Here is a 22,678-nt window from a genome sequence, read left to right on the forward strand (position 1 = left end):
AGGAGCATCCATGACCGAGATCCAGCTGAGGAACCGCGACCGGATCGCCGAGATCGTCCTCGACGGACCCGAGACCCGCAACGCCCTCGACGCGGACGACCTCCGCGATATCGCCGCGGCCGTGGCCAAGGTCGCCGAGGCGATCCCGAACGTGCGTGTGCTGCTCATCCGCGGTGAGGGCAAGGTGTTCTGCTCCGGCCGCGACATCAGCGGCGTCGACGTCGACACCGATGACGCCCGCGCGTTCCTGGCCGAGGTCTTCGCCCCCGTCTTCCAGGCGATCCGCGCCCTGCCGATCCCCGTCATCGCCCAGGTCCAGGGCGCTGCGCTGGGCCTCGGCTTCGGCGTCGCCGCTGCCGCCGACATCATCTTCGCCGCAGACGACGCGAAGTTCGGCTCTCCCTTCGCCGCGATCGGCGCGATGCTCGACTCCGGCGCGCACCATGTGTTCCTCGACAGGGTCGGCTACCACCGGACCATGGACCTCATCGTCACCGGCGACTTCATGACCGGCGCCGAGGCAGCCGCCGCCGGGATCGTCTCCCGTGCGGTTCCGGCTGCGGACCTGTCGGACTTCGTCGAGTCGAAGCTCGAGAGGATCGTCTCCGGACCCGCCGAGGCCTTCGCCATGGAGAAGGGCTTCGTGCAGAAGATCGCCGACGATCGACCGAGCCTGTCCGAGGTGCTCGCCGAGGAGGCCGCCCTGCAGGAGTCGGCCCGGCAGACCCCCGATTACGCCGAGGGTTTCAAAGCGTTCCAGGAACGCCGCAAACCGAATTTCGAATAGTCCTCAGCCGAGCCCGGTGGAGTCAGCGATCGGTCGCATCTCCGGGGGCGTCATCCGGCTCCTGGGCGTCATTCGGCTCCTGGCTGTCGTGCGGCTGGTCGCCGTCCGCCTCGGTGCTGGTGCGCGCGGACTTCCAGCGCCGCATTGTGACGATCGTGAGCGCGATGACCAGGGCCCAGGAGATGCCCACGGCGATGGCGTTGAGCACCGTCGGGTCGCCGATGAACGCCCCGACTGCCACCAGAGACAGCTGCCCGGGCAGGGAGGAGACGAGGGTGGCGCTGAGGAACGTGCGATTGTCCACGCCCAGTGCCCCGCTGCCGTAGTTCACCGGCCAGTACGGGAATCCTGGCATGAGGCGCAAAGCGCACACCGCGTAGAAGCCGCCGCCGGTGAGCCTGGACTCGACGGATTCGGCATGGGAGCCGAGCAGCCGCAGCACCGTGTCCCGGCCCAGCGCCCGGGCAATCCAGTATCCGCCCCAGCAGCCGAGGACGACGCCGATCATCGACAGCAGGGTGCCGAAGGGCAGACCGAAGACGAGTCCGCCGGCAGTGGCCATGATCGTCACCGGGATCGGAGTGGCGGCGACGACCGCGTAGATGATGATGAAGACGCCGAAGCCCCAGAAGCCGGCGGCCGCGATGTCGCTCTGGAGCACGTCGATGGAGGGCAGGCGGACGTTGAAGACCGCCCACACGCCGGCCAGCAGGAGCAGGGCGAGGGCGATATTGCGCAGGATCGTCGACCAGTCGAGACGGGAGCTGCCGGAGCGGGCTGCGGGGGCACGAGAATCGCCGGAGCGGGGCGTCCGCTCCGGCGTCGAGGCGTCATCGTGTCCGGGCATGGATCGATCCTACGTCGGCTCCCGGGCACGACGGCAAACCGTCGGATCGGATCAGGCGGCGGGACCCTCGGTCAGCGTGACCTCCGCGGTGTGACTCTGACCGGAGTCGTCCGTCCAGGTCAGGGACACAGTATCGCCGGGTTCGTGGTTCGATATGGCTTCGGACAGTGAGTTGCCGTCGGTGATCGGGGTCGACCCGATCGCGGTGATCGTGTCCCCGGCGGCAAGCCCCACCTCGGCGGCGGGAGTGTCTTCGTAGACTCCGGCGACGACCGCACCCTCGGTGGCTGCGGAACCGGGCTGCCCGGACTGGCGCGACTGACCCGATTGGCCGGACTGGTCCGCCTGACCGGACTGGCTGACGCCGATGCCGAGGAAGGCCGGGTAGCCGAGGGTGTTCGTGCTCGTCTGCTCTCCGTCGATGATCGCATCGGCCGTGGTCAGCGCCGCCTCGATGGGGATGGCGAAGCCGGTGACCACCGCGGTGCCCGAGGAAGCGGCGGTGTCCATGCCCACGACCTCGCCCTCGTCATCGAGCAGGGCCCCACCCGAGTCGCCGGAGACGATATCGGCCTGGACCTCGATCATCCCGTCCAGGGTCTCCGAGTCCTCGGTGCCCTTGGCCGTCTTGGTCACGGAGGCGCCGAGGTCGGTGACCGTTCCGTCGGCGGCCATGAGGCGACCGCCGCCCTCGGAGTTGCCGACGGCGGTGACGTCGTCACCGACGTCGACGGTGTCGTCGTCGATCGTGGCCGGCTGCAGGTCCTCAGCGTCCTCGAGCTGGAGCACAGCCACATCCTCGGTCGAATCCGAGCCGACGACGCTCGCAGTGTAGGTCTTGCCGGTCGTGGTCACGGTGACGGCGATCTTCGTGGAATCGGCGATGACGTGGTTGTTCGTCAGAACGAGTCCGTCCTTGCTCAGCACGATTCCGGTGCCGGCCGCCTCGGCCTTCTCATAGCCGAGTTCGGTGTCGATGAGCACGACGCCGGTGGACTCCTTCGCACTGGCCGCTGTGGCCTCCTGCTGGGTCGAGCCGTTGTCTCCCTAACCGGTGTCGGGGGACTGTGCGCCGCCGCCGGGGGTGGTTCCTCCGCCGAGGCTGCCGTTGCCGCTTCCGGGTGTCGTGCCCGGTGTCGTACCGCCGGAGTCACCGCCCTGGGTGCCGCTGCCCTGTCCGGTGCCGCCCTGGCCGAGGTTCGGCGACTCGCTGCCGCCCTGTCCGGTGCCACCCTGTCCGCTGCTGCCCTGGCTGGGGTCGGTCGGCTGTCCGGTGAAGGGGGCGGCTGCCTCGGTGGTCCCGGCCGCGACCGTGTGGGCGTGGGACACTGCGGCGGCCGGCAGGCCCGCGGGCGTTCCGACGCTCAGTGCGAGGGCAGCCGCTGCTCCGGTGACGGCAAGGGCGAGTCGACGCCTGCGTGGGCGGGATCGGGTGACGGCGCTCGCCGTCGTCTCGGTGCCGAATGGGTTCTCACCGTTGTACCCAGCGCCGGTCGCCGTGTGTGCTGACCTCGTGCGCCTCGACTCGTTCATGGTCTGTGCCTTTCTCCGTTCTGCGGAAGTTCTCTGTGATTCCTATTGAGCATCCGTACGCTGTGGCCCAGCTGTGGCGCAGCTGGAGCCAAGCTTCGACTTTTGAGGACGGGGTACGAGTACACATCGGGTGACGGCTCTCAACGCGTCATCTCAGATCGAATGTCGAGCCGAGAATCTCACCTTATTTGGGTGGAATCCGGTGCGCGGTTCTTGGCTAGTCTTTGGACGTTAGCGCGACCTATAACGTCCACTCAGAGCCAACGTAAATGCGGAGTGAAGAGCCTGGTGAAATTGCCCATGCAGGCATAGCTGATCGTGAACCACGCAACGGCCAGGAGGTAATGGAGGCGGCCGATGGCGTGGAGGTCGCGGATCGCGGAGGCCAGCGAGCTCGGGTCGATGCCGATCGCGCGGGCATTGTCGTCGAGGGAGTGTCCGAGCAGGCGTGCGCAGTGCGCGCTCTTGTCCTCCCCCGCCGAGGTGAGGTGCAGTTCCCGCCGATTGCCGGATCCCGGAGTCGCACCGTTGGTGATGAGGTCGTCGGCGAGCAGCGCCTTGACAATTCCGGACCCTGCCGCCTCGGTGACGCCGAGCGACTTCGAGAGGGTGCGCCCGGTGATGCTGGGGAGCTGACCGAGGGTGACGAGAGCGACGTACTGGTTGTAGGTCATTCCCTCGGGACGGAGCATTTGCTCCGCCCGCCTGTCGAGTGCGCGGACCAGGTCGTGAAGCTCATGAGCGAGATCCATAGGAGTAAATTGAGCATTTAAGATAATCGAGGGCAGGGGTCATTCGACGATTATCTGCGGCCTGTCAGTTGGCAGCACGTCAGACCGCGGCCGGTCGGTCCACGTCCGCTCGGATTACGGCCGGTCGAATCTCAGCCCGTCGGGAACGATTGCAAAAGACCGATCCCTGTCGGTTCTACCGGAAATCGGAGATCTCCCGCTACGAAGACGATGGGCGACCGGGTCAGGGCAGCCTCGGCGAGGGTCAGGCGGTGAAGATCGCGACGGCCTTGATCACGGTCAGTGCCAGTCCCCAGACGAGGCCGCCGACCACGACGACGGTCAGAGTCGTGCCGATGGTCTTGTAGGCACCTCCGACGGGAGACTGCGGGGAACCGGAATCGGGAACGTGGGCGATGGGGGTGGAGTCGTTCATGAGCTCAGCTCTTCCTTCAGTTCTCTTCGAGGGCGGCGGCCTGTCGGGCCGCGACGTCCTCTTCGCGTTCGAAGTGCTTCTCGCTGACCGGGCGGATCAGCGCATTGGCGATGAGCCCGATGACCAGGGCGCCGATCATGATGAACATCCCGGGCGTGTAGAGCGCAGGACCGGTCTTGCCGGCGGCTTCGCCGGCCTCGACGACGGAGTTGACGATGAGCGGCCCGGCCACGCCCGCCGCCGACCATGCCGTCAGCAGCGCACCGTGGATGGCTCCGACCTGATAGACGCCGAAGAGATCCTTGAGGTAGGCGGGAACCGTGGAGAAGCCGCCGCCGTAGAAGGAGATGATGATGAGGGTGGCCAGGACGAAGAGGATGATCGAGCCGCCGCCGAAGAAGGCGACGAGGAGGTAGAGGACCGCGCCGCCGCCGAGGTAGAGCATGTAGTTGTTCTTCCGGCCCAGGTAGTCCGAGGTCGTCGACCAGATGAAGCGGCCGCCCATATTGCCGATCGAGAGCAGACCGACGAAGCCGGCGGCCGCCGCGGCGGTGATGCCGAAGTAGGCCTGGATCATCGGGGCAGCGTTCTCGAGGATGCCGATTCCGGCGGTGACGTTGAGGAAGAGGGCGACCCACAGCAGCCAGAACTGCGGGGTCCTGATCGCGTTGCGTACGGACACATTGCCAGTCGTCTGCATCGGCTTCGAGGTCGCCTGCGCAGGGTCGCCCTTCGGCGCCCATTCGGGGTGCGGGACGCGGATGACGAAGGCACCGGCGGCGATGACCACGGCGTAGACGATGCCGAGGGTGATGAAGGTCGGGGTCAGGCCCGCGACGAGGTTCTCGGGTTCGGCACCGCCGCCGTAGAGGTTCATCAGCTGGTTCGACATCGGACTGGCGATGAGAGCACCGCCGCCGAAGCCCATGATCGCCAGGCCCGTGGCCAGGCCGGGACGGTCCGGGAACCATTTCATCAGCGTCGACACCGGCGAGATGTAGCCGATGCCCAGACCGATCCCGCCGATGACGCCGTAGCCGAGGTAGACCAGCCACAGCTGACCGGCCACGATGCCGAGGGCGGCGATGAAGAAGCCGATCACCCAGCAGGCGCCTGCCGCGACCATCGAGGCGCGCGGCCCGTTCTTCTCCACCCAGGGGCCGAACACGGCGGAGGAGATGCCGAGCATGAGGATCGCGATCGAGAAGATCCAGCCGATCGAGACCTCACCGGCGTCGAAGTGCGACATGAATGGGATCTTGAACACGCTGAAGGCATAGACCTGTCCGATGCACAGGTGGATGGCCAAAGCCGCCGGTGGGATCAGCCACCGGTTGAAGTCCTTCGGCGCGACGATTGCCGAGCGCGTGAGAATGGAAGCCACGGGAAGTCCTTTTTCGCTATGGAATCCGCGTCGACGTCGACAGCGGAGAGTGGACGGAGCGCGGACGTATCGCGCTCCTGTTCCCCTCAAGGGTAGGGCTCACCCAAGGATTTTTCGAGGAATGCTCAGCAATTCCTGCAGAAGTGTCTCGAGATTCCCGTTCAGCGGGAAGTGCGGCCCGCGACCGCCTCAGAGGTTGATCGTGACGTCGGCCTGCTTGCGCAGCTTCTTCGCATACTTCTGGGTCGCCTTGTTCGACTTCTCGCTCTTCACCTGCTCCTTGAGCTGGGGGCGCATCTCATCGATCGAGGGAACCTCGGGGGCCTGACCCTGTCCGCCCTGCTGGGCCATCTGCTCCTGCTGGGCCTTCGCCTTCTCATAGGCCTGGCCGATCTCTTCGCCGCTGACCTCGAACTCACCGTACTCGTCATCGATGAGGCCTTCGATCTTCAGCTGGTTCTTCAGCTCCGAGCGGACCTTCTTCTCATCCATGCCCTGGTCCTTCATGGCGGACAAGAAGTCCTTCTCGCTCATCTGCCCCGACTTCGCGGACTCCTTGAGGGCCTTGTCGATGTCCTTGTCCGAGACCGAGATCTTGCGCTTATCGGCCTCCTGGGTGAGCACCTCGGTGCTCACGAGGTTCTCGGCCGTCTGCTTCTTCAGGCCCTTCTCATCGACCGGCTGGCCCGACTGCTGAGCCTGCATCTGCATCTGCTGGTACTGAGTCTCGAAGAGGGGGACGAAATCGTCCTTCGTGATCTTCTCGCCGTTGACTTCGGCGACGACCTCAGGGATGTCCTTCGTGTTCGGTTTCCCCTGCTGGCCCTGTTGGCCCTGTTGATCCTTCTGGCCCTGCCCAGCGGAGTCAGCACCGGGGGACTGCTCGGCTGCGGCCGAGGACTCCTGCGGTTTCGCGTCGTCGCCCTGGCTTCCGCACGCGGCCAGCGCCACGACGGAGACGGACATGGCCAGGCCCAGCAACCACCGGTTGGTTCGCACAATCACTCCTGCTCTCGGATTCAGCCTGCCAGATTAACAGCGACGATTCACCGAAGAATGTGTGGAATATGTGTGTCTCTTGGCAAGGGCTCCTGCGGTCGGCCGGTGCCGCGCCTCGTCGCGGCCCGACTCGGGCCGGTCGGGGCTGACCACGAGACGCCTCGGCGGGTACACTTCAGCTACCGGACGGGGCGGCCGCGGACACACATCCGTGAGGCCTGGAGCGAAAGGAGCCGATCATGGAATCGACGTTTCGCGGGGTGTTCCTCACCTGCACCGACGCCGAGGCGACCGCCGCCTTCTATCGCGAGATCGCGGGCCTTCCGCTCGAGGCTGCGGGCGACGAGGACTACACGTACTTCGTGTTCGAACTCGACGGTGTGCAGATCGCCCTCCACGGCGCCGAGGCGTTCGCCGACTACACCTTCCCGCCGGTTGCCGAGTCGAACCTCACGCACCTGTACTTCCGGATCCCCGACCAGGCGGAGTTCCTCGAGCGGATCCGTCATGCGGGCACCCCGCTCGTCGACGTCGACGAGGTCGTCGTCACCGTCGAGGACCCCGACGGCCGGAAGGTCATGTTCGGCACCGCCTGAGGAGGTGCTCCGCACAGGTCTCACGTGGGCCACTGTTTCTCAGTAGAGTCGGAGTCACAGACCGTCCGGCCAGAAGGAGCACCTGTGTCCAGTTCCGCAGCAGCATCAGCGCCCATTCCCGATTTCCGCACCGAAGCGCAGAGCCACCTCGGCGATCTCATCGCCCTGCGCCGGAAACTGCACGCCGATCCTGAGCTCGGCTTCGACCTGCCGCGCACGCAGAAGGCCGTGCTCGACGAGCTCGCCGGCCTCGGACTCGAGATCACGACGGGCAAGAGCCTCACTTCGGTGGTGGCGGTGCTCCGGGGTGGGAAGCCTGGCCCCGCAGTCCTGCTCCGCGGTGACATGGACGCGCTGCCGGTGGAGGAGGAGACGGGCCTCGACTTCGCCTCGACGAACGGGAACATGCACGCCTGCGGGCACGACATGCACACCGCGGGTCTCGTCGGAGCCGCCCGCCTGCTCGCCGCGCACAGGGACGAGCTGCCCGGATCGATCATCTTCATGTTCCAGCCCGCCGAGGAGGTCGAGGGCGGTGCCGAGCCGATGATCGCCGAGGGCGTCCTCGACGCCGCCGGCGTGCCGGTCGTCGCCGCGTACGGGATCCACGTCGAGGCCGATGAGCGCGGTCGCTTCACGACCAGGGGCGGGCCGCTCATGGCCGGATTCGCCGATCTCAACCTCACGATCCACGGCGCCGGCGGGCACAGCTCCCAGCCGCAGTCGACCCGCGACCCAGTGCCCGCGATCGCCGAGATCGCGCTGGCGCTGAACACGATGACGACTCGGTCCTTCAGCATCTTCGACCCCATCGTCGTCTCCGTCACCCAGCTCGAAGGCTCCCAGGCGAGCAATGTCATCCCGGACTCGGCGAAGCTCGCCGCCTCCATCCGCTTCCTCTCCGCCGACTCACTGACACTGCTGCAGGAGAGAGTGCACGAGGTCGCGGAGAACATCGCCCGTGCGCATCGCTGCACCGCCGAGGTGGATTTCCAGGTGGGCTTCCCCGTGACCGTGAACAATCCCGGCGAGACGGCGACGGTGCTCGGCCGCCTCGGCGAGGTCTTCGGTGAGGGGAGGGTCGTCGAGGCCGAGCATCCGCGGATGGGCTCCGAGGACTTCTCCTATGTGCTCGAGAAGGTGCCGGGGACGTTCGTATTCCTCGGCGCGACTCCGGAGGGCATCGACCCGGCGGCGGAGACGAACCACTCGCCGCGCGTGCAGTTCGACGACGGTCTGCTCGGCGATCAGTCCGCGGCGCTGGCGCACCTGGCGTTCGCGCGGCTGGCCGACGAGGCGGGGTGAGGCGAGGGGCGCGGTGAGGTGAGGCCGGCTCGACGCAGTCCGGGGCCGAACCGGGCCCTCAGGCGTTCGAGGGGACGGTTCCGGCCGCCTCGGCGAGGGCTCTCCTCTTTGCGCCGCGGTGACCGATGACGGTGGCAACCGCGATCGCGACGGCGACGAAGGCGATGCCGATCCATTGATTTAGCATGAGCGTCGCTGCGCCGGCCAGCGCTCCGATGAGGATGAGGATGACGGCGAGCAGGCGTCGGACCCATCGGGCGCTGTCACCGCCGGCCAGACGGGAGTCGGAGGCCAGTCCGACGATCGTCGAGGTCACGACCACGGTGGTGACATCGGCGATCTTCATCTTCCGAGCAGCGGCCGCCTGCGCACCCATGAGCGCCGAGAGCGCCGAGGTGAAGACCGTGCCGGCGAGGCCGACCTCGGGGTCGGGCATCAGACCAACGTACAGGGAAAGCCCGGCACAGCCGACGGCCACGATCGCGAAGATCAGCGTCGTCCGGCTCTGCCAGGCCTCGCCGATGTCACCGAGGATCCGGCCGGACAGGGCGGCGCCGATCATGAAGAAGACGAGAGCGAGAGCAGGCCTGAGGACGGGAACGCCGTCGGCGCCGGCCAGGCCCATGCCGAGGATGACGACGTTGCCGGTCATGTTCCCGGTGAAGACCTTGTCGAAGCCGAGGTAGCCGATGGCGTCGACCATGCCGGTCGAGAAGGTCAGCAACAGCAGCATGGCCAGGTCGAGTCGACGTGTCATCGGCTCCCTTTCGTCGGACTGAGGCTCCCGGCGACGCTGTCGATTGCTGAGCGAGCGCAGAGAACACAGAAGAAGCATTATTTTGTATACAAAATGCTAATGAATGACTAGTTTGTATGCAATAAAGTGATAATTGTCAACGCGCAGGTACAGTCGATTCTGCACGCCGGTTCTGCCCGTGCGAAAGACCTCCCGCGTGATCGCCCGAGACACTGTTGCCGAAGGATGCTGTCCCATGTCATTCACCCCGCCTCCCGTCTTCACCACGCGGCCCACGCTCGAGGGGCACTTCGGGATGGCCGCCTCGACGCACTGGCTGGCCACGGCGGCATCCCAAGCGGTGCTCGAGCGTGGCGGGAACGCCTTCGACGCGGCCGTCGCCGGCGCCTTCCTCCTCCATGTGGTCGAGCCCCATCTCAACGGCCCGGGCGGCGATATGACCGGAATCTTCGCCACCGCAGAGGATCCCTCGCGGCCGCAGGTGATGATGGGCCAGGGCCCGGCTCCCGCGGCCGCGACGATCGAGCACTATCGCAGCGAAGGACTCGACATGGTGCCCGGAGCGGGCGCGCTCGCCGCGGCGGTCCCTGGGGCCGTCGATTCCTGGCTCGGCCTGCTCGAACACCATGGCACCTGGGAACTGGCCGAGGTTCTCGAGTTCGCCATCGACTATGCCGACAACGGGCATCCGATCCTCGCTCGGGCAGCTGGCACGATCGCGAAGGTCAGTGAGCTGTTCACCGAGCACTGGCCGAGCTCGGCCGCTCAATGGATGCCCGAAGGCAGTCCGCCCGCCGCCGGCGATCTGGTTTTCAACCGTCCCTACGCCGAGGTTCTGCGCCGCCTCATCGCCGCAGGTGAGGGCGAAGGCACCCGCGCTGAGCGGATCCGAGCGGCACGGCAGGAGTGGAAATCGGGATTCGTCGCCCAGGCGATCGCGGAATTCGTCACCACTGCGCATCGGCATTCGACCGGAGGCGATCACGCCGGTGTGATGACCGTCGAGGACATCTCCGGCTTCGAGGCGGGCTTCGAAGAGCCTGTCACCATCGATTTCCGCGGATACTCGATCGCGAAGATCGGTGCCTGGGGTCAGGGCCCGGCACTGCTGCAGACATTGAAGATCCTCGAAGGATTCGACGACGAACGACTTGACCCGTCGACGGAGATCGGAGCGCACACGATCATCGAGGCACTCAAGCTCGCTATGGCCGATCGCGACGCCTACTACGGCGACGCGGACGTTGACCTCGACTGGCTGCTCAGCGACGACTACGCGGCCACTCGGCGGGAGCTCATCACCGAGGCGGCCTCACCCGAATTCCGTCCCGGTGCCGATCGCACGGGTGCGGCACCGGTCTTCGCCACGCCGCTGGCCCCCGAAGGTGCGGACAAGGAGGCGTTGAGCAGGGCCGGCATCGGCGAGCCGACGGTGCAGAAGAATGGCGTCAACAACGGCGATACTTGCCACCTCGATGTGGTGGACCGTTGGGGCAACATGATCTCGGCGACTCCCTCCGGAGGCTGGCTGCAGTCCTCGCCGACCGTTCCCGAACTCGGTTTCGGCCTCGGCACGCGCCTGCAGATGATGTGGCTCGACGAGGCGGCTCCCTCGGCTCTGCGGCCGGGCCGACGTCCGCGGACAACCCTGACGCCGACCCTGATCTCCAAGGACGGACAGCCGGTCATCGCGCTCGGCTCGCCGGGAGGCGACCAGCAGGAGCAGTGGCAGCTGCTGCTGATCCTGCGGCTGCTCGTCGGCGGTTTTCGAGCACAGGAGGCCATTGATGCACCCGCTCTGCACACCACATCGTTGGCGGGATCGTTCTGGCCGCGCGCCTGGGTCCCGGGCGGGGCCGTCGTCGAAGACCGCCTCGGCGAGGACGTGATCAACGGGCTCATCTCCCGCGGGCATGTCGTGACTCGGGCGGGGGAATGGGAGCTCGGCCGACTGTCGTGCGTGACACGCGACCCCGAGACCGGGCGGCTGAGCGCGGGAGCGAACCCGCGTGGGGCACAAGGCTATGCGGCGGGGAGATGACGATGAGCGGTTCTCAGGAGAGAGCGCGAGAGGTCGGTCGGACTCGCGGACCCGAGCCCGGCGCGGCTGCGGGGCGGATCGATGTGAGCTCTCGGATTCGCAGCGACATCATCCAGGGCAGGATCGAGCCCGGGACCAAGCTGCGGGAGGTCGCTCTGGCCGAACGGTACGAGGTCTCCCGGATACCGATCCGGGAGGCCCTGCGCTCGCTCGAAGCCGAAGGACTCGTCGAGTCCCGCAAGTACAGTGGTTCGATCGTCGCTCCGTCGCCGGTCGAGGACGCCGAGGACCTGTTCGAGATCCGGACGGTCCTCGAAGCGGCGACGGCGAAGCGGGCGGCCAAGCGTGCCTCCGAACTCATCGCCGGTGAAGCGCCCGGCCCTGGCTGGCGCGCCCAGCGCAAGGAGATCAGCGACATCCTCGACGCCGGTGACATCGTCATCGGGCAGGAACGCTACGAGGAACTCGCCGTGCTCAACATGCGCTTCCACTTCGCCGTCGCCGAACTCAGCGGGAGTCTGTCGTTCATCAGCCTGCTGCGTCAGATCTCGGGCAAGATCGAATGGCTGTACTCACTCAATGTCACTCGGCGCGGCCCCCAAGCCTGGCCCGAGCATCGGGAGATCATCGCGGCCATCGACGCCGGACAGCAGGCCGAAGCCGCCGAGGTGATGGCCCGGCACGTCCGCCGCAGCCGCGATTCCTACTTCGCGATGATGGCCGAACGCCCTCACGCCACCTGAGGGCGCCCTGATACCTCGAGCAGATATCGGGGCGCCATCAGATGGAGGGTGGAGACATCGAGCCCTGGACGGATTCAGCGACCGTCAGCCGTCGGCCAGCAGCCGATCGAGCTTGTTGTAGCCCTCGACGATTCCATGCTCCATCCTCGAGGCGACCATGCCGTCGCGGGACTCGAGCGAATCGAAGGCCGAGGTCGAGGTCAGTCGGGTCCGCCCGTCGCCGAGGGCGGTCAGAGTGAGGATCTCGAGATTGACGGCATCGGGGAAGCCTTCGAAGGTGAAGGTCTGGACGATGCGCTCGTTCTCCCGCACCTCGTGGAACGAACCGAAGAATCCGTATTCGCCGTTGTCGTCGGATGCGACGTAGCTCCAGTTGCCGCCGGTCGTCGGATTCCATTCGCGGATCGTGTTCGTGATCGTATCCGGCCCGCACCACTTGACGAAGAGCTCCGGGTCCACGTGGGCACGGAAGACCTTGTCCGGGCCGGCCGCGAAATCGCGGGTGATCGTTACCGTCTGCACGCCCTCGGGGACGTCGAGTTTGAGCGTCGAGTAGTCGGCGGTGTCTGTGGTGGTCATGTCATGCTCCTTCGCGTGATGTGGGTTCGTCCTCGTCCATCTGTTCGAGGACGGCGTCGAGGCGCTGGTAGCGCTGCTCCGCCTGCTGCCTGTATCTGTCGATCCATTTCGTCATGAGATCGAAGACGTTGTCTTCGAGGTGGACCGGTCTGCGCTGGGCCTCACGGGTGCGAGTGACGAGGCCGGAGTCCTCGAGGACCTTGAGGTGCTTCGACACGGCCTGCACGCTCACGTCATAGGGTTCAGCGAGCTCGTTGACCGTCGCATCGGCGACGCTGAGCCGAGCGACGATGTCCCGGCGCGTGGGGTCGGACAGGGCTGTGAAGACCTTGGAGAGCTGATCGGCCATTGAGCCTCCTGGGAAAACTATTATTCAACCATTGGGTTGAAAGATAGCCTAGATCTCGCACCCGCAGATAGTCAACCGTTTGGTTGAATAAAGTTCTCGAACGTTCCCCGCCGCGCCGATTTTTGTTCGCGCCCATTCGCCGAGCAAGCGAACCTGACGTACAGTCAAAACGACCAGTTTCGCCGCACCGACAACGATGTCTGGAGAAGATGATGCCCAACCTGCGACAGCAGCTGTTCCGAATCAAGCCGGTCCCACGGCAGAAGGAAGACGTCGAGACCGACCTCAAGCGCACGATCGGCCTGTTCTCACTCACGATGGTCGGCGTCGGCTCGACCATCGGCACCGGAATCTTCTTCATCCTCTCCGAATCCGTGCCGGTGGCCGGGCCTGCTGTGATCTGGTCTTTCGTCATCGCCGGAGTCGTCGCCGGCCTCGCTGTCATCTGCTATGCCGAGCTCGCCGGCTCCGTCCCCGTCTCCGGATCGTCCTACTCCTACGCCTATGCCACCCTCGGCGAGCTTCCCGCTATGGGAGTCGCCGCCTGCCTGCTCCTCGAATACGGCGTGGCCGGAGCGGCGGTCGCGGTCGGCTGGTCGCAGTACGTCAACCAGCTGCTGTACAACCTCTTCGGCTTCCAGATCCCGCACGCCCTGGCCTATGCGCCCGAAGAGGGCGGCATCGTCAACCTCCCGGCGATCATCCTGCTCGCGATGTGCTGCTTCCTGCTGGTGCGCGGCACCGGCGAATCCATCGTTGTCAACGCCATCATGGTCTGCCTGAAGATCGGCGTCCTCGTCTTCTTCATCTGCGTCGGCGTGACCGGCTGGAACACCGACAACTTCTCCGACTTCGCCCCCTTCGGCATCTCCGGCGTCGTCGCCGGCTCGGGACTGATCTTCTTCAGCTACGTCGGCATGGACGCGGTCGCGACAGCCGGAGATGAGACGAAGAACCCGAAGAAGACGATGCCCAGGGCCCTCATCGCCGCCCTCATCATCGTCACCTCCGTCTACGTCCTCGTCGCCGTCGCCGCGCTCTCCGCCCAGCCCTGGGAAGAGTTCGAAGGCCAGACTGCCGGTCTCTCGGCGATCCTCGAGGCCATCGTCGGCTCCCAGTGGCCGGGCACCGTCGTTGCCGCCGGTGCTGTGATCTCGATCTTCTCCGTCACCCTCGTGTCGATCTACGGCCAGTCCCGCATCCTGTTCACCATGGCAGGAGACGGCATGATGCCCAAGCTGTTCCGCGACGTCAATCCCCGCACGCTCACCCCGGTCAAGGGCACGATCGTCGTCACCGTGGTCATCGCAGTCCTCGCCGGTTTCATCCCCCTGAACTTCCTCGCCGAGATGACCTCGATCGGCACCCTCGTCGCCTTCGTCGTCGTCTCCCTGGCCGTGATCATCCTCCGCGTGCGCGAACCGAACCTCGAACGCGGCTTCAAGGTTCCCTTCTACCCGGTGCTGCCGGTGCTGTCGATCATCGGCTGCTTCTGGATCATCTCCAGCCTGCAGGTCATCACGATCGTCGTCTTCGTCATCTGGACCGCCATCATCCTCGGGCTCTACTTCGTCTTCGGCCGCAAATCGTCCGTCCTCGGCAAGCAGCTCGCCGAGGCGGGTCCCGCCCTTCAGGAACCCAATGATCCCGCTGGAGGTCGATCATGACCATCGTCGTCGGAGCCGCGCCCGGCCAGGACAACAGCGCCGCAGTGGAACTCGGCATCGTCATGGCCCGCACCTACCGGAAGACCCTGACAGTGGCCGCGATCAGCTCGACCGCCTGGCCGCCGAGCCGAGACAAGATCGACGCCGAATACCAGGCGCACATCCGCAGAATCGCCGAGGCGACCCTCGACCAGGCGCGAGATCTCGTGCCTTCCGATATCGAGGCCGACTACCTCGTCCGCGGTGCCGGCTCCTCGAGGCGCGGACTGCTGGAGGTCAGCGAGAGCGTCGGAGCACACCGCCTCGTCGTCGGTCCGGCCGCCGACGGGAGGTACGGCCGGATCGCTCTGGGCTCGGTGTCGAACGGGCTGCTCCACAGTGCGGAACTGCCCGTGGCGCTCGCCCCGGCCGGCTACCGCGCCGAGGCGGGCGCGAAACTGCAGCGGATCAGTGCGGCCTACAGCGGCTCCTCCACCTCGGCGGGGCTCATCGTCGGAGCCGCCATGGTCTCCGCGGAGTCCGATGTGCCCTTCCGGATCGTGTCCTTCGCCCCGAGGCCGCGCGTGCTGTCCGCGGCGAGCATCGGGCTGAATGCGGAATCGCACGTCGTCGATGAGTGGGCCGAGGTCGTGAGAGAGCACACGGACAAGATCCTGTGCTCGATCGACCAGCTCGACATCAGACCAGGTGAGACGGATGTCGCTGTGGGCACCGGGCCGGACTGGTCGGCGGCGCTCAACGCCGTGGAGTGGAAGCACCCCGAGGTGATGATGCTCGGCTCATCGGGGCTGGGCGCGCTCAAGCGCGTGTCGCTGGGAAGCCACGCGATGCGGATCCTCCAGAACTCGCCTGTGCCGGTCGTCGTCGTGCCCCGGCGCGCGAAGGAGAGCTATATGCGCGGCAGGTGAGATGTGGGAGGGGCGGCTCGCCGCGAGAACCAGGCCCTTGCGTGGCGGGCAGCCGCACTCTCATGTCCAATACTTGAACAGTTCCAGTCTGCGATTCGGGACGACGCTACCGTGGTCGGTGGTCACAACGAAGTGGCTGAACCGAACGAGAGGAACCATATGGAACTGCAGCGCCTGGGGCCGATCGGCCAGGAGATTCCCGCCGTCCGCGTCGACGATGTCTGCTTCGATCTGCGCCCGCTGACTGCCGACATCGATCCGAAGTTCTTCGCAGCCGGCGGAGTCGAACAGATCACTGCGGCCCTCGAGGCCGGTGAGCTCACGCCCCTCGACGGTGCCGACGATCTGCGCATCGGCGCACCGCTGACTCGTCCCTCGTCGATCGTGTGCGTGGGCATGAACTATGCCGAGCACGCGGCAGAGGCCGGGGCCGCACCTCCCGAGCGTCCCGTCATCTTCTTCAAGATGCCCTCGACCATCGCCGGGCCCACGGATCCGATCGAGCTGCCGCCCGAGGCTGCGAAGGCCGACTGGGAGGTCGAGCTGGGAGTGGTCATCGGCACACGGGCCTACCGGGTCGCCTCGGCGGAGGACGCGCTCGATCATGTCGCCGGCTTCGTGCTGGCCAACGACCTGTCCGAACGCCGCCTGCAGATCGAGGAGTCCGGCGGGCAGTGGTCGAAGGGCAAGAACCTGCCCGGCTTCACTCCCTTGGGCCCGTCGATCAGGCCCGCCGCCGAGGTGGACTCCCGTTCGCTGCGCCTGCGCAGCTGGGTCAACGGTGAGGTCCGACAGGATTCGTCGACCAGCGACCTCATCTTCTCCGTCGGGGACATCATCCACCAGCTCAGCCAGGCGATGGCGTTCGAGCCGGGTGACGTCATCCTCACCGGCACACCGCAGGGAGTGGCACTGTCCGGCCGGTTCCCCTATCTGGCCGACGGCGACGTCGTCGAGATCGAGGTCGAGGGGCTCGGTCGCCAGCGACAGGTCGTCACCGTCACGCAGTGAAGTATGGGCGCCGAGGCTGCGCGGCCCTCATCGGCATATCGGCGGGGGGCCGTCGCTCGGCGCCGCTGCTACCGGCACATCTCGGCGCTTCTGGAGGCCCAGGTCCTCACCGTCGTCGACGAAAGGAAGGTGCGGGGAGCGGTCGAACGGACCCTGGGCCTGGGGGAGCGGCTGGCGCATGTCGACCACGAGGGCCTCGATGCGATGGATGACGTCCAGCTGCGTTCGGCGTTCCTCGGCTTCCTCACCAGTCTGTCGTCCGACTTCGAACGTCTCCTCGATGAGAGCGGCCGGGAGGACCGAGGGCTGCTCGGCTTCACCCGCGCTCCGCTCTACATCGATCCTGAGGAGCTTCCGGCGCTGCAGTCCGGACTCATGGACCTCCTCGCGCCCTATCTGGAGCCGAGACGAGAAGGGCAGAGGCGCTTCAGCCTCGCCACCGTCCTCCTTCCCGAGGTCGACTCGGCTTCCTCAGAGCAGTCAGAGAAGTCAGCGGGAAAGGCTTCTGCGCATTCGACCGGCGCCCAATAGGCAAGCACCGGTCGCTCCGGAGAGGCCGGCCGCCCCGCTCACGCTCCGACGGCGGATATCCACGCCGCAGCCGGCGACACCTGGCACCATGGGAGAACCGAACCACGCACGACTAGGAGCATCGTTATGAGCAGGCACCGACTTCCCCTCACCGGTGTGCGAGTCCTCGAACTCGGAAACTACATCGCCGCGCCCACCGCCGGACGGATGCTCGCCGACTTCGGCGCCGAGGTGATCAAAGTCGAGCGCCCGGGAACCGGGGACGAGATCCGCAATTGGCGGCTCAAGGCCGGCACCACCTCGATGCTCTACCGCACGATCAATCGCAACAAGAAGTCCGTCGTGCTCGACCTGCGCTCCGAGGAGGGGCGAGAGGCCGTGATCGAACTCGTCCGCCGCAGTGACATCGTCTTGGAGAACTTCCGTCCCGGCACCCTGGAGAAGTGGGGACTGGGCCCGGATGTCCTCGAGCAGGCCAATCCGGAGCTCGTCCTCGTCCGCATCTCCGCATTCGGCCAGACCGGGCCGATGGCCGCGCGTCCCGGCTTCGCCGCCGTGGCCGAGGGATACTCGGGCTTCCGCGAGCTCGTCGGCGACCCCGATCGCCCGCCCGTGCGCGTGGGCATCTCCATCGGCGACTCGATCGCCGGCATGCAGGCCGCCTTCGGAGCCGTGATGATGCTCTTCGACCGTCAGCGCCAGAAGATCGCCGGAGCCGCCGAGGCGGTCGTCGGCTCCGCTCACAGCTTCGAAGGGGAGGGGCCGCTGTCCGAGCGGACCGTCGACGTCGCGCTGAACGAGGCGATGTTCTCCGTCATGGAGTCTCTCGTGCCCGACTATTCGGCCTTTGGCGAGATCCGCACCCGCACCGGCGGACGGATGGAGGGCATCGCGCCGTCGAACGGCTACCTCTGCGCCGGTGGGAAGTCCGTGGTCATCGCCGGCAACGGAGACGGGATCTTCGGGCGGCTGATGAATGCCATCGACCGTCCCGACCTCGCCGAGGATGCCGAACTGCAGACGAACGCCGGACGCTGGGACCGTCGGGAGGAGCTCGACGAGGCGATCGGCGCCTGGTGCGCCGAGCGCGAAGTCGACGAGGTCGTCGAGATCCTCGAGGACGCCGGCGTCCCCGCGGGGCCGATCTACACCGCCGAGGACCTCGTCGCCGATGAGCAGCTGGCCGCCCGCGGGATGATCCAGAACCATGACGTCTCCACCGGCGAGGAGGTGCTCGAGGACGTCGCTTTCCCCGGGATCACCCCGGTCATCGGTGGCGAATCCATCGCCATCGATCACCTCGGGCCCGACCTCGGCGAGCACACGGAGGAAGTGCTCGACTGGCTGGGCCTCCACCGCGAGGGCACGGCAGCCGATGACGAGAGCGGGGCGAATACCGAGGACTGAGTCCCGGTGAACGGGACTTTTGCTGGGCAATTCTCCCAGCATTCTCACATGGCGAACACAGCCTGGCCGGGGAGCAGAGCGCGTTGTATAACGAGATCAGCCCCGCGCACAGTCGCACGGAGTTGAATAGTTTCCCGTTATTCGGGAGCATGTGAGAAGGAGTCCCATTGTCCCGGCCCCACACAGTCGAGATCCTCGACACCACCCTGCGCGACGGACTGCAGATCGAGAAGACGCTCGTGCCCACCGACGTCAAGGTCGTCCTTGCCGAGAAGCTCATCGCCGCGGGACTGAAGCAGATCGAGGTCGGGTCCTTCGTCAATCCGAAGAAGGTCCCGCAGATGGCCGACACCGACGAACTCCTGCGCCGTCTGCAGCCGCACGAGGCCGACGGGGTCGAGTTCTTCTCCCTCGTCTTCAACCTCAAGGGCGCCCAGCGGGCCGTCGACGCCGGAGCGAAGAACATCAAACTCGTCCTCTCGGCCTCCGAGGGGCACTCGCGGGCGAACTCCGACGCCTCCGTCGCCGAGGCGAGCGAACGTCTCATGGCAGCCGCCGACTATGCCCGTGACGAGGGGCTGCGCTTCGACATCACGACCGCCGTGAGCTTCATCTGCCCCTTCGACGGCATCACGGACGCCGGCCACCTCGTCGAGGTCCTCCGCCCCTTCGTCGAGGCCGGCTCCCACGGCATCGGCGTGGCCGACACCATCGGCAACGCCAGCCCCTCCCTGGTGCGTCGGAACACTCAGGCCGTGCGCGAGGCCTTCCCGGACAGGCCGGTCAATCTCCACCTCCACGACACCTATAACTTCGGAATGGCCAATGTCATCGCCGCCCTCGACCTCGGGATCGCGAACTTTGACGCGGCCATGGGCGGGCTCGGCGGCTGCCCCTTCGCCCCGGGCGCGGCAGGCAACATCGGCACCGACGACCTCGTCCACCTCCTCCACCGCGAAGGAGTGGCCACCGGCGTCGACGTCGCGGCCCTGACCGAGGTGCGCGAGCCCCTCATCGCCGCCGTCGGACACGGACTGACCTCGAGCCTGTCGGACATCCCCGCCACCCCCGCGGCCTTCGACGACCGCTTCGCCCCCGCCTCGGCGAGGGACAGCGCATGAGCACGGAACCGCTGCCGCTCGAGGGCATCCGCGTCATCGAGTTCTCGCACATGGTCATGGGCCCCAGCTGCGGGATGATCCTCGCCGACCTCGGCGCCGAGGTGATCAAGGTCGAACCGCGCGGGGCCGGGGACAAGACCCGCTACCTGCCCGGCTCGGGTTCGGGACTGTTCCCCGCGTTCAACCGCAACAAGCACAGCGTCCAGCTCGACATCGCCGAGGCGGACGACCGTGACACGGTCCTCGAACTCATCGATTCCGCCGACGTCCTGCTGGAGAACTTCCGCGTCGGGAAGATGGAGTCGATGGGCTACGGGTACGCCGAGCTCTCGGCCCGCAATCCGCGGCTCATCTACTGCTCGCTCAAGGGCTTCCTGCCCGGCCCGTACGGGAACCGGGCGGCCCTCGACGAGGTCGTGCAGATGCTCGGCGGGCTCGCCTATATGACCGGTCCGCCCGGGCAGCCGCTGCGCGCCGGCGCGAGCGTCAACGACATCATGGGCGGCATGTTCGGCGTCATCGGCATCCAATCGGCGCTGCGGGTCCGTGAGACCACCGGACGCGGCAAGCTCATCAACTCCGCCCTGTTCGAGAACAACGCCTTCCTCGTCGGCACCCACATGGCCCAGGCGCAGATCAGCGGTGAGCCGCCGCGGCCGATGCCGACCCGGCAGGCGACGTGGGCCGTGTACGACATCTTCCGCGACGCCGATGACAACCAGGTCTTCGTCGCCGCCGTCTCCGATGGTCAGTGGCGCGACCTGTGCGAGGAATTCGGGCTGAGCGGACTCGCCGCCGATCCGGACTTCCTGACCAATCAGGGCCGAGTGGACCAACGCGAACGCATCCACCGCGAACTCCAGACGGCGCTGTCGGAACTGACGCTGGCCGAGATCGAGGAGAAGTGCACCCGCCGCGGACTGCCGGTCGCGCCGGTCAACACCCCGGCCGACCTCACCTCCGACCCGCACCTCGTGGCCTCCGGGGCACTGGCGTCGACCGGTCTGCCGACCGGGGGCGAGGTCGACGTGCCGCTGCTGCCGCTGACCTTCGACGGCCGGCGGCTCGGCCTGCGCAGCGATGTGCCCGAACCCGGCCGCCACAACGGGCACTACCGGGACGGCTCCGCGGTGCCGAACGGGCCGCCGTCGCCAGGGCGGCAGCGTCCCCACGACAGCTGAACGAGCCGGCGAGGCCAGAAGACTCAGCGACACCGCAACACTCAGCACCACCGCAGCACCCTGCACCACCGGAACAACCAGCGACACCAGAACACTCGGCGACAACTGAACAAAGGGGAAGACACATGCGATCGACGATGATCACGCGCACTCGGCGGGCCGCCTCGGCGGGTGCGGAGACGAAGAGGAGCGTCCGCACACGCGCAGTCGGAGTCGGGGCGGTCCTCGCGGGCCTCGCCCTCGTGGCCACCGCCTGCGGCAACAAGGCGCAGCCGCCCGGTGAGGGCGGGGACTATCCGAAGGGACCGGTCACGGTCACCGCACCGGCCGAACCCGGCTCCGGATGGGACACCACGGCGCGCGCGATGGTCGAAGCCCTCCAGCAGGAGGACATCGTGAGCACCCCGCTGCCCGTGCAGAACAAGCCCGGCGGCACCGGCTGCTCCTGGATCACCTCGATGATGCAGCAGGAGAAGGGCAAGGACGACCAGATCGCCGTCACCTCCCTGGCCAGCCAGACGATGAAGGCCCGCGGCCTGTGCGAATACGGTCCCGAGGACACCACACTCATCGCCACCCTCTACGTCGAGGACTTCATGGTCGTGACCCCCGAGGACGGAGACTTCAAGGACCTCGACGCCCTGGTCAAGGCGCTCAAGGACGACCCGCAGAAGGTCACCGTCGCGGCCGCCGGCGACGACACGCTGCCGTTTGCGCTGTTCGCCGAGGAAGCCGGCATCGACCCGGCCGACATCAACTTCGTCAACTACGACGGCGGCGGCGAACAGACCACGGCCATGCTCAACGGGGATGCGAAGGTCGCGATCGCCGGCATGAGCGAGTTCCGTTCGGTGCTCGAATCCGGGGACATCAAACCTCTCGTGACCTTCGCCGAGAAGCCCCTGGCCGCACCCTTCGGCTCGGTGCCCACAGCCAAGGACTCCGGCTACGACGTCACTCTCGGCAATTGGCGCGGCGTGTTCGGCCCCGCCGAGATGCCCGATGAGGCCGTGGACTTCTGGGCCAAGGCGCTGGACGACATGAGCGAGACGGACACCTGGAAGGAGACGCTGAAGAACAACCAGTGGGCCGAGGAGTTCCGCACCGGCGACGATGCACAGGCCTACGTCGACGAGGCCGCGAAGACGGTCGAGGAAGGCGTCAAGGAAACCGATCTGGGCAACGGCGAATGACCGCGCAGCGCACCGACCTCATCACCGGCGGCGTCATCGCCGTCATCGGTGCGGTCTACTACATCGCGACGTTCTCCATCCAGGAGACCGCGAACATCGTCACCCCGCGCACCTTCCCCGCGATCGTGGGCATCGCGCTGATCGTGCTCGGCCTCTTCCTCGCCGGCCAGGCCGTGTACAGGGCCCGGAAGACCGCCCTCGCCGAGGCGGGGCCCGGGGTCGGCGACGCCCCCGGCGTGGGGATCGGGGACGGCGCGGCCGCCTCGGCGGGGGAGGCTGCAGATCCGCACGAACCGCGCGGCGGGGTCACCCTCGAAGCGCCGCCGGAGCCGGCGACGCGGAAGGTCGTGTTCCAGTTCGCGCTCTTCTTCGTCTATCTGGCCATCCTCATCCCGGTCGGCTTCCTGCTCTCGACTGCGGCCTTCCTCATGGGGCTGACCAGCATCTATGCGCCCGAGAAGTGGATCCGCAACCTCATCTTCTCCGTCGTCTTCGCCGTCATCGTCTATGGTGCCTTCGTCTACGGACTCGCCGTGTACCTGCCGGTCGGGATCCTGGGCTAGGGGGCGGGA

General features: G+C 66.8%; 24 protein-coding genes. 14 read left to right on the forward strand and 10 right to left on the reverse strand.

Going from position 1 to position 22,678, the window contains the following annotated elements:
* Window positions 1–10: 10 nt before the first annotated feature.
* Window positions 11–787 (forward strand): enoyl-CoA hydratase/isomerase family protein, encoded by a 777-nt coding sequence (locus IHE57_RS13815; RefSeq protein WP_209373929.1) that lies wholly within the window; start codon window positions 11–13, stop codon window positions 785–787.
* A 22-nt stretch (window positions 788–809) separates the two neighbouring features.
* On the opposite strand, the gene IHE57_RS13820 is transcribed toward IHE57_RS13815, so the two are convergent.
* From IHE57_RS13820 to IHE57_RS13850, 7 genes are all read right to left on the reverse strand, one after another.
* On the reverse strand, window positions 810–1,634 hold the full coding sequence (locus tag IHE57_RS13820; RefSeq protein WP_209373931.1) for a TVP38/TMEM64 family protein: 825 nt from the start codon (window positions 1,632–1,634) through the stop codon (window positions 810–812).
* Window positions 1,635–1,685: 51 nt separating this feature from the next.
* On the reverse strand, window positions 1,686–2,618 hold the full coding sequence (locus IHE57_RS16795) for a S1C family serine protease (protein ID WP_209373933.1): 933 nt from the start codon (window positions 2,616–2,618) through the stop codon (window positions 1,686–1,688).
* 63 nt (window positions 2,619–2,681) lie between these two features.
* Entirely contained in the window at window positions 2,682–3,167 is a 486-nt protein-coding gene (locus tag IHE57_RS13830; protein ID WP_209373936.1) for a hypothetical protein, read from the reverse strand.
* Window positions 3,168–3,421: 254 nt separating this feature from the next.
* Complete coding sequence (locus tag IHE57_RS13835) at window positions 3,422–3,859, reverse strand: MarR family transcriptional regulator (RefSeq protein WP_209373938.1); 438 nt, start codon at window positions 3,857–3,859, stop codon at window positions 3,422–3,424.
* Window positions 3,860–4,163: 304 nt separating this feature from the next.
* Window positions 4,164–4,334, reverse strand: coding sequence for a hypothetical protein (locus IHE57_RS13840; protein WP_209373940.1), 171 nt, complete (start codon window positions 4,332–4,334; stop codon window positions 4,164–4,166).
* Between the two features lie 16 nt (window positions 4,335–4,350).
* Window positions 4,351–5,718: an L-lactate MFS transporter gene (locus IHE57_RS13845; RefSeq protein ID WP_209373942.1), complete on the reverse strand. Its 1,368-nt coding sequence runs from the start codon at window positions 5,716–5,718 to the stop codon at window positions 4,351–4,353.
* Window positions 5,719–5,907: 189 nt separating this feature from the next.
* The gene (locus tag IHE57_RS13850; protein WP_366933968.1) at window positions 5,908–6,717 is read right to left on the reverse strand and encodes a SurA N-terminal domain-containing protein; all 810 of its coding nucleotides are present in this window, start codon (window positions 6,715–6,717) and stop codon (window positions 5,908–5,910) included.
* A gap of 239 nt (window positions 6,718–6,956) precedes the next feature.
* Between IHE57_RS13850 and IHE57_RS13855 the strand changes: the two genes are divergently transcribed.
* Both IHE57_RS13855 and IHE57_RS13860 read left to right on the forward strand, forming a co-directional pair.
* Window positions 6,957–7,313 carry a VOC family protein gene (locus tag IHE57_RS13855; protein WP_209373944.1) on the forward strand — a complete coding sequence of 119 codons (357 nt, stop codon included), beginning with the start codon at window positions 6,957–6,959 and terminating at the stop codon, window positions 7,311–7,313.
* Between the two features lie 84 nt (window positions 7,314–7,397).
* Window positions 7,398–8,618: a M20 metallopeptidase family protein gene (locus IHE57_RS13860; RefSeq protein WP_209373946.1), complete on the forward strand. Its 1,221-nt coding sequence runs from the start codon at window positions 7,398–7,400 to the stop codon at window positions 8,616–8,618.
* Window positions 8,619–8,676: 58 nt separating this feature from the next.
* Here the strand turns inward: IHE57_RS13860 and IHE57_RS13865 are convergent, their stop codons facing one another.
* Complete coding sequence (locus tag IHE57_RS13865) at window positions 8,677–9,375, reverse strand: YoaK family protein (RefSeq protein WP_209373948.1); 699 nt, start codon at window positions 9,373–9,375, stop codon at window positions 8,677–8,679.
* A gap of 235 nt (window positions 9,376–9,610) precedes the next feature.
* Here IHE57_RS13865 and IHE57_RS13870 point away from each other — a divergent pair, with 235 nt between their 5' ends.
* Together IHE57_RS13870 and IHE57_RS13875 are read left to right on the forward strand one after the other, a co-directional pair.
* Window positions 9,611–11,416, forward strand: a complete 1,806-nt coding sequence (locus tag IHE57_RS13870) for a gamma-glutamyltransferase family protein (protein WP_209373950.1) — start codon at window positions 9,611–9,613, stop codon at window positions 11,414–11,416.
* A gap of 2 nt (window positions 11,417–11,418) precedes the next feature.
* Window positions 11,419–12,159: a GntR family transcriptional regulator gene (locus IHE57_RS13875; RefSeq protein WP_209373952.1), complete on the forward strand. Its 741-nt coding sequence runs from the start codon at window positions 11,419–11,421 to the stop codon at window positions 12,157–12,159.
* A gap of 84 nt (window positions 12,160–12,243) precedes the next feature.
* On the opposite strand, the gene IHE57_RS13880 is transcribed toward IHE57_RS13875, so the two are convergent.
* Together IHE57_RS13880 and IHE57_RS13885 are read right to left on the reverse strand one after the other, a co-directional pair.
* Complete coding sequence (locus tag IHE57_RS13880; RefSeq protein ID WP_209373954.1) at window positions 12,244–12,738, reverse strand: SRPBCC family protein; 495 nt, start codon at window positions 12,736–12,738, stop codon at window positions 12,244–12,246.
* A gap of 1 nt (window position 12,739) precedes the next feature.
* Complete coding sequence (locus IHE57_RS13885) at window positions 12,740–13,087, reverse strand: ArsR/SmtB family transcription factor (RefSeq protein ID WP_209373956.1); 348 nt, start codon at window positions 13,085–13,087, stop codon at window positions 12,740–12,742.
* A 212-nt stretch (window positions 13,088–13,299) separates the two neighbouring features.
* On the opposite strand from IHE57_RS13885, the gene IHE57_RS13890 reads away from it, so the two are divergent.
* The 9 genes from IHE57_RS13890 to IHE57_RS13930 all read left to right on the forward strand — a co-directional run bounded on the left by IHE57_RS13890 (window position 13,300) and on the right by IHE57_RS13930 (window position 22,669).
* Window positions 13,300–14,754 carry an APC family permease gene (locus IHE57_RS13890; protein ID WP_209373958.1) on the forward strand — a complete coding sequence of 485 codons (1,455 nt, stop codon included), beginning with the start codon at window positions 13,300–13,302 and terminating at the stop codon, window positions 14,752–14,754.
* A complete protein-coding gene (locus tag IHE57_RS13895; RefSeq protein ID WP_209373960.1) occupies window positions 14,751–15,662 on the forward strand; it encodes a universal stress protein in 912 nt (303 codons plus the stop codon). Before IHE57_RS13890 ends, IHE57_RS13895 begins: the two co-directional genes overlap by 4 nt.
* Window positions 15,663–15,821: 159 nt before the next feature.
* On the forward strand, window positions 15,822–16,673 hold the full coding sequence (locus tag IHE57_RS13900; protein ID WP_209373962.1) for a fumarylacetoacetate hydrolase family protein: 852 nt from the start codon (window positions 15,822–15,824) through the stop codon (window positions 16,671–16,673).
* Window positions 16,674–16,676: 3 nt separating this feature from the next.
* Window positions 16,677–17,204 (forward strand): helix-turn-helix domain-containing protein, encoded by a 528-nt coding sequence (locus tag IHE57_RS13905; protein ID WP_209373963.1) that lies wholly within the window; start codon window positions 16,677–16,679, stop codon window positions 17,202–17,204.
* Window positions 17,205–17,330: 126 nt separating this feature from the next.
* Window positions 17,331–18,611: a CaiB/BaiF CoA transferase family protein gene (locus IHE57_RS13910; protein WP_209373965.1), complete on the forward strand. Its 1,281-nt coding sequence runs from the start codon at window positions 17,331–17,333 to the stop codon at window positions 18,609–18,611.
* A 167-nt stretch (window positions 18,612–18,778) separates the two neighbouring features.
* Complete coding sequence (locus IHE57_RS13915) at window positions 18,779–19,732, forward strand: hydroxymethylglutaryl-CoA lyase (protein WP_209373967.1); 954 nt, start codon at window positions 18,779–18,781, stop codon at window positions 19,730–19,732.
* The gene (locus tag IHE57_RS13920) at window positions 19,729–20,913 is read left to right on the forward strand and encodes a CaiB/BaiF CoA transferase family protein (protein ID WP_209373969.1); all 1,185 of its coding nucleotides are present in this window, start codon (window positions 19,729–19,731) and stop codon (window positions 20,911–20,913) included. The genes IHE57_RS13915 and IHE57_RS13920 overlap by 4 nt, the downstream gene beginning before the upstream one ends.
* Window positions 20,914–21,038: 125 nt before the next feature.
* Window positions 21,039–22,106 carry a Bug family tripartite tricarboxylate transporter substrate binding protein gene (locus IHE57_RS13925; RefSeq protein WP_209373972.1) on the forward strand — a complete coding sequence of 356 codons (1,068 nt, stop codon included), beginning with the start codon at window positions 21,039–21,041 and terminating at the stop codon, window positions 22,104–22,106.
* On the forward strand, window positions 22,103–22,669 hold the full coding sequence (locus tag IHE57_RS13930) for a tripartite tricarboxylate transporter TctB family protein (RefSeq protein ID WP_209373973.1): 567 nt from the start codon (window positions 22,103–22,105) through the stop codon (window positions 22,667–22,669). The genes IHE57_RS13925 and IHE57_RS13930 overlap by 4 nt, the downstream gene beginning before the upstream one ends.
* Window positions 22,670–22,678: the final 9 nt, after the last annotated feature.

Origin of the sequence: Brevibacterium renqingii (genome assembly GCF_017808105.1) — a bacterium.
In the GTDB taxonomy this organism is placed as follows: Bacteria; Actinomycetota; Actinomycetes; order Actinomycetales; family Brevibacteriaceae; genus Brevibacterium; species Brevibacterium renqingii.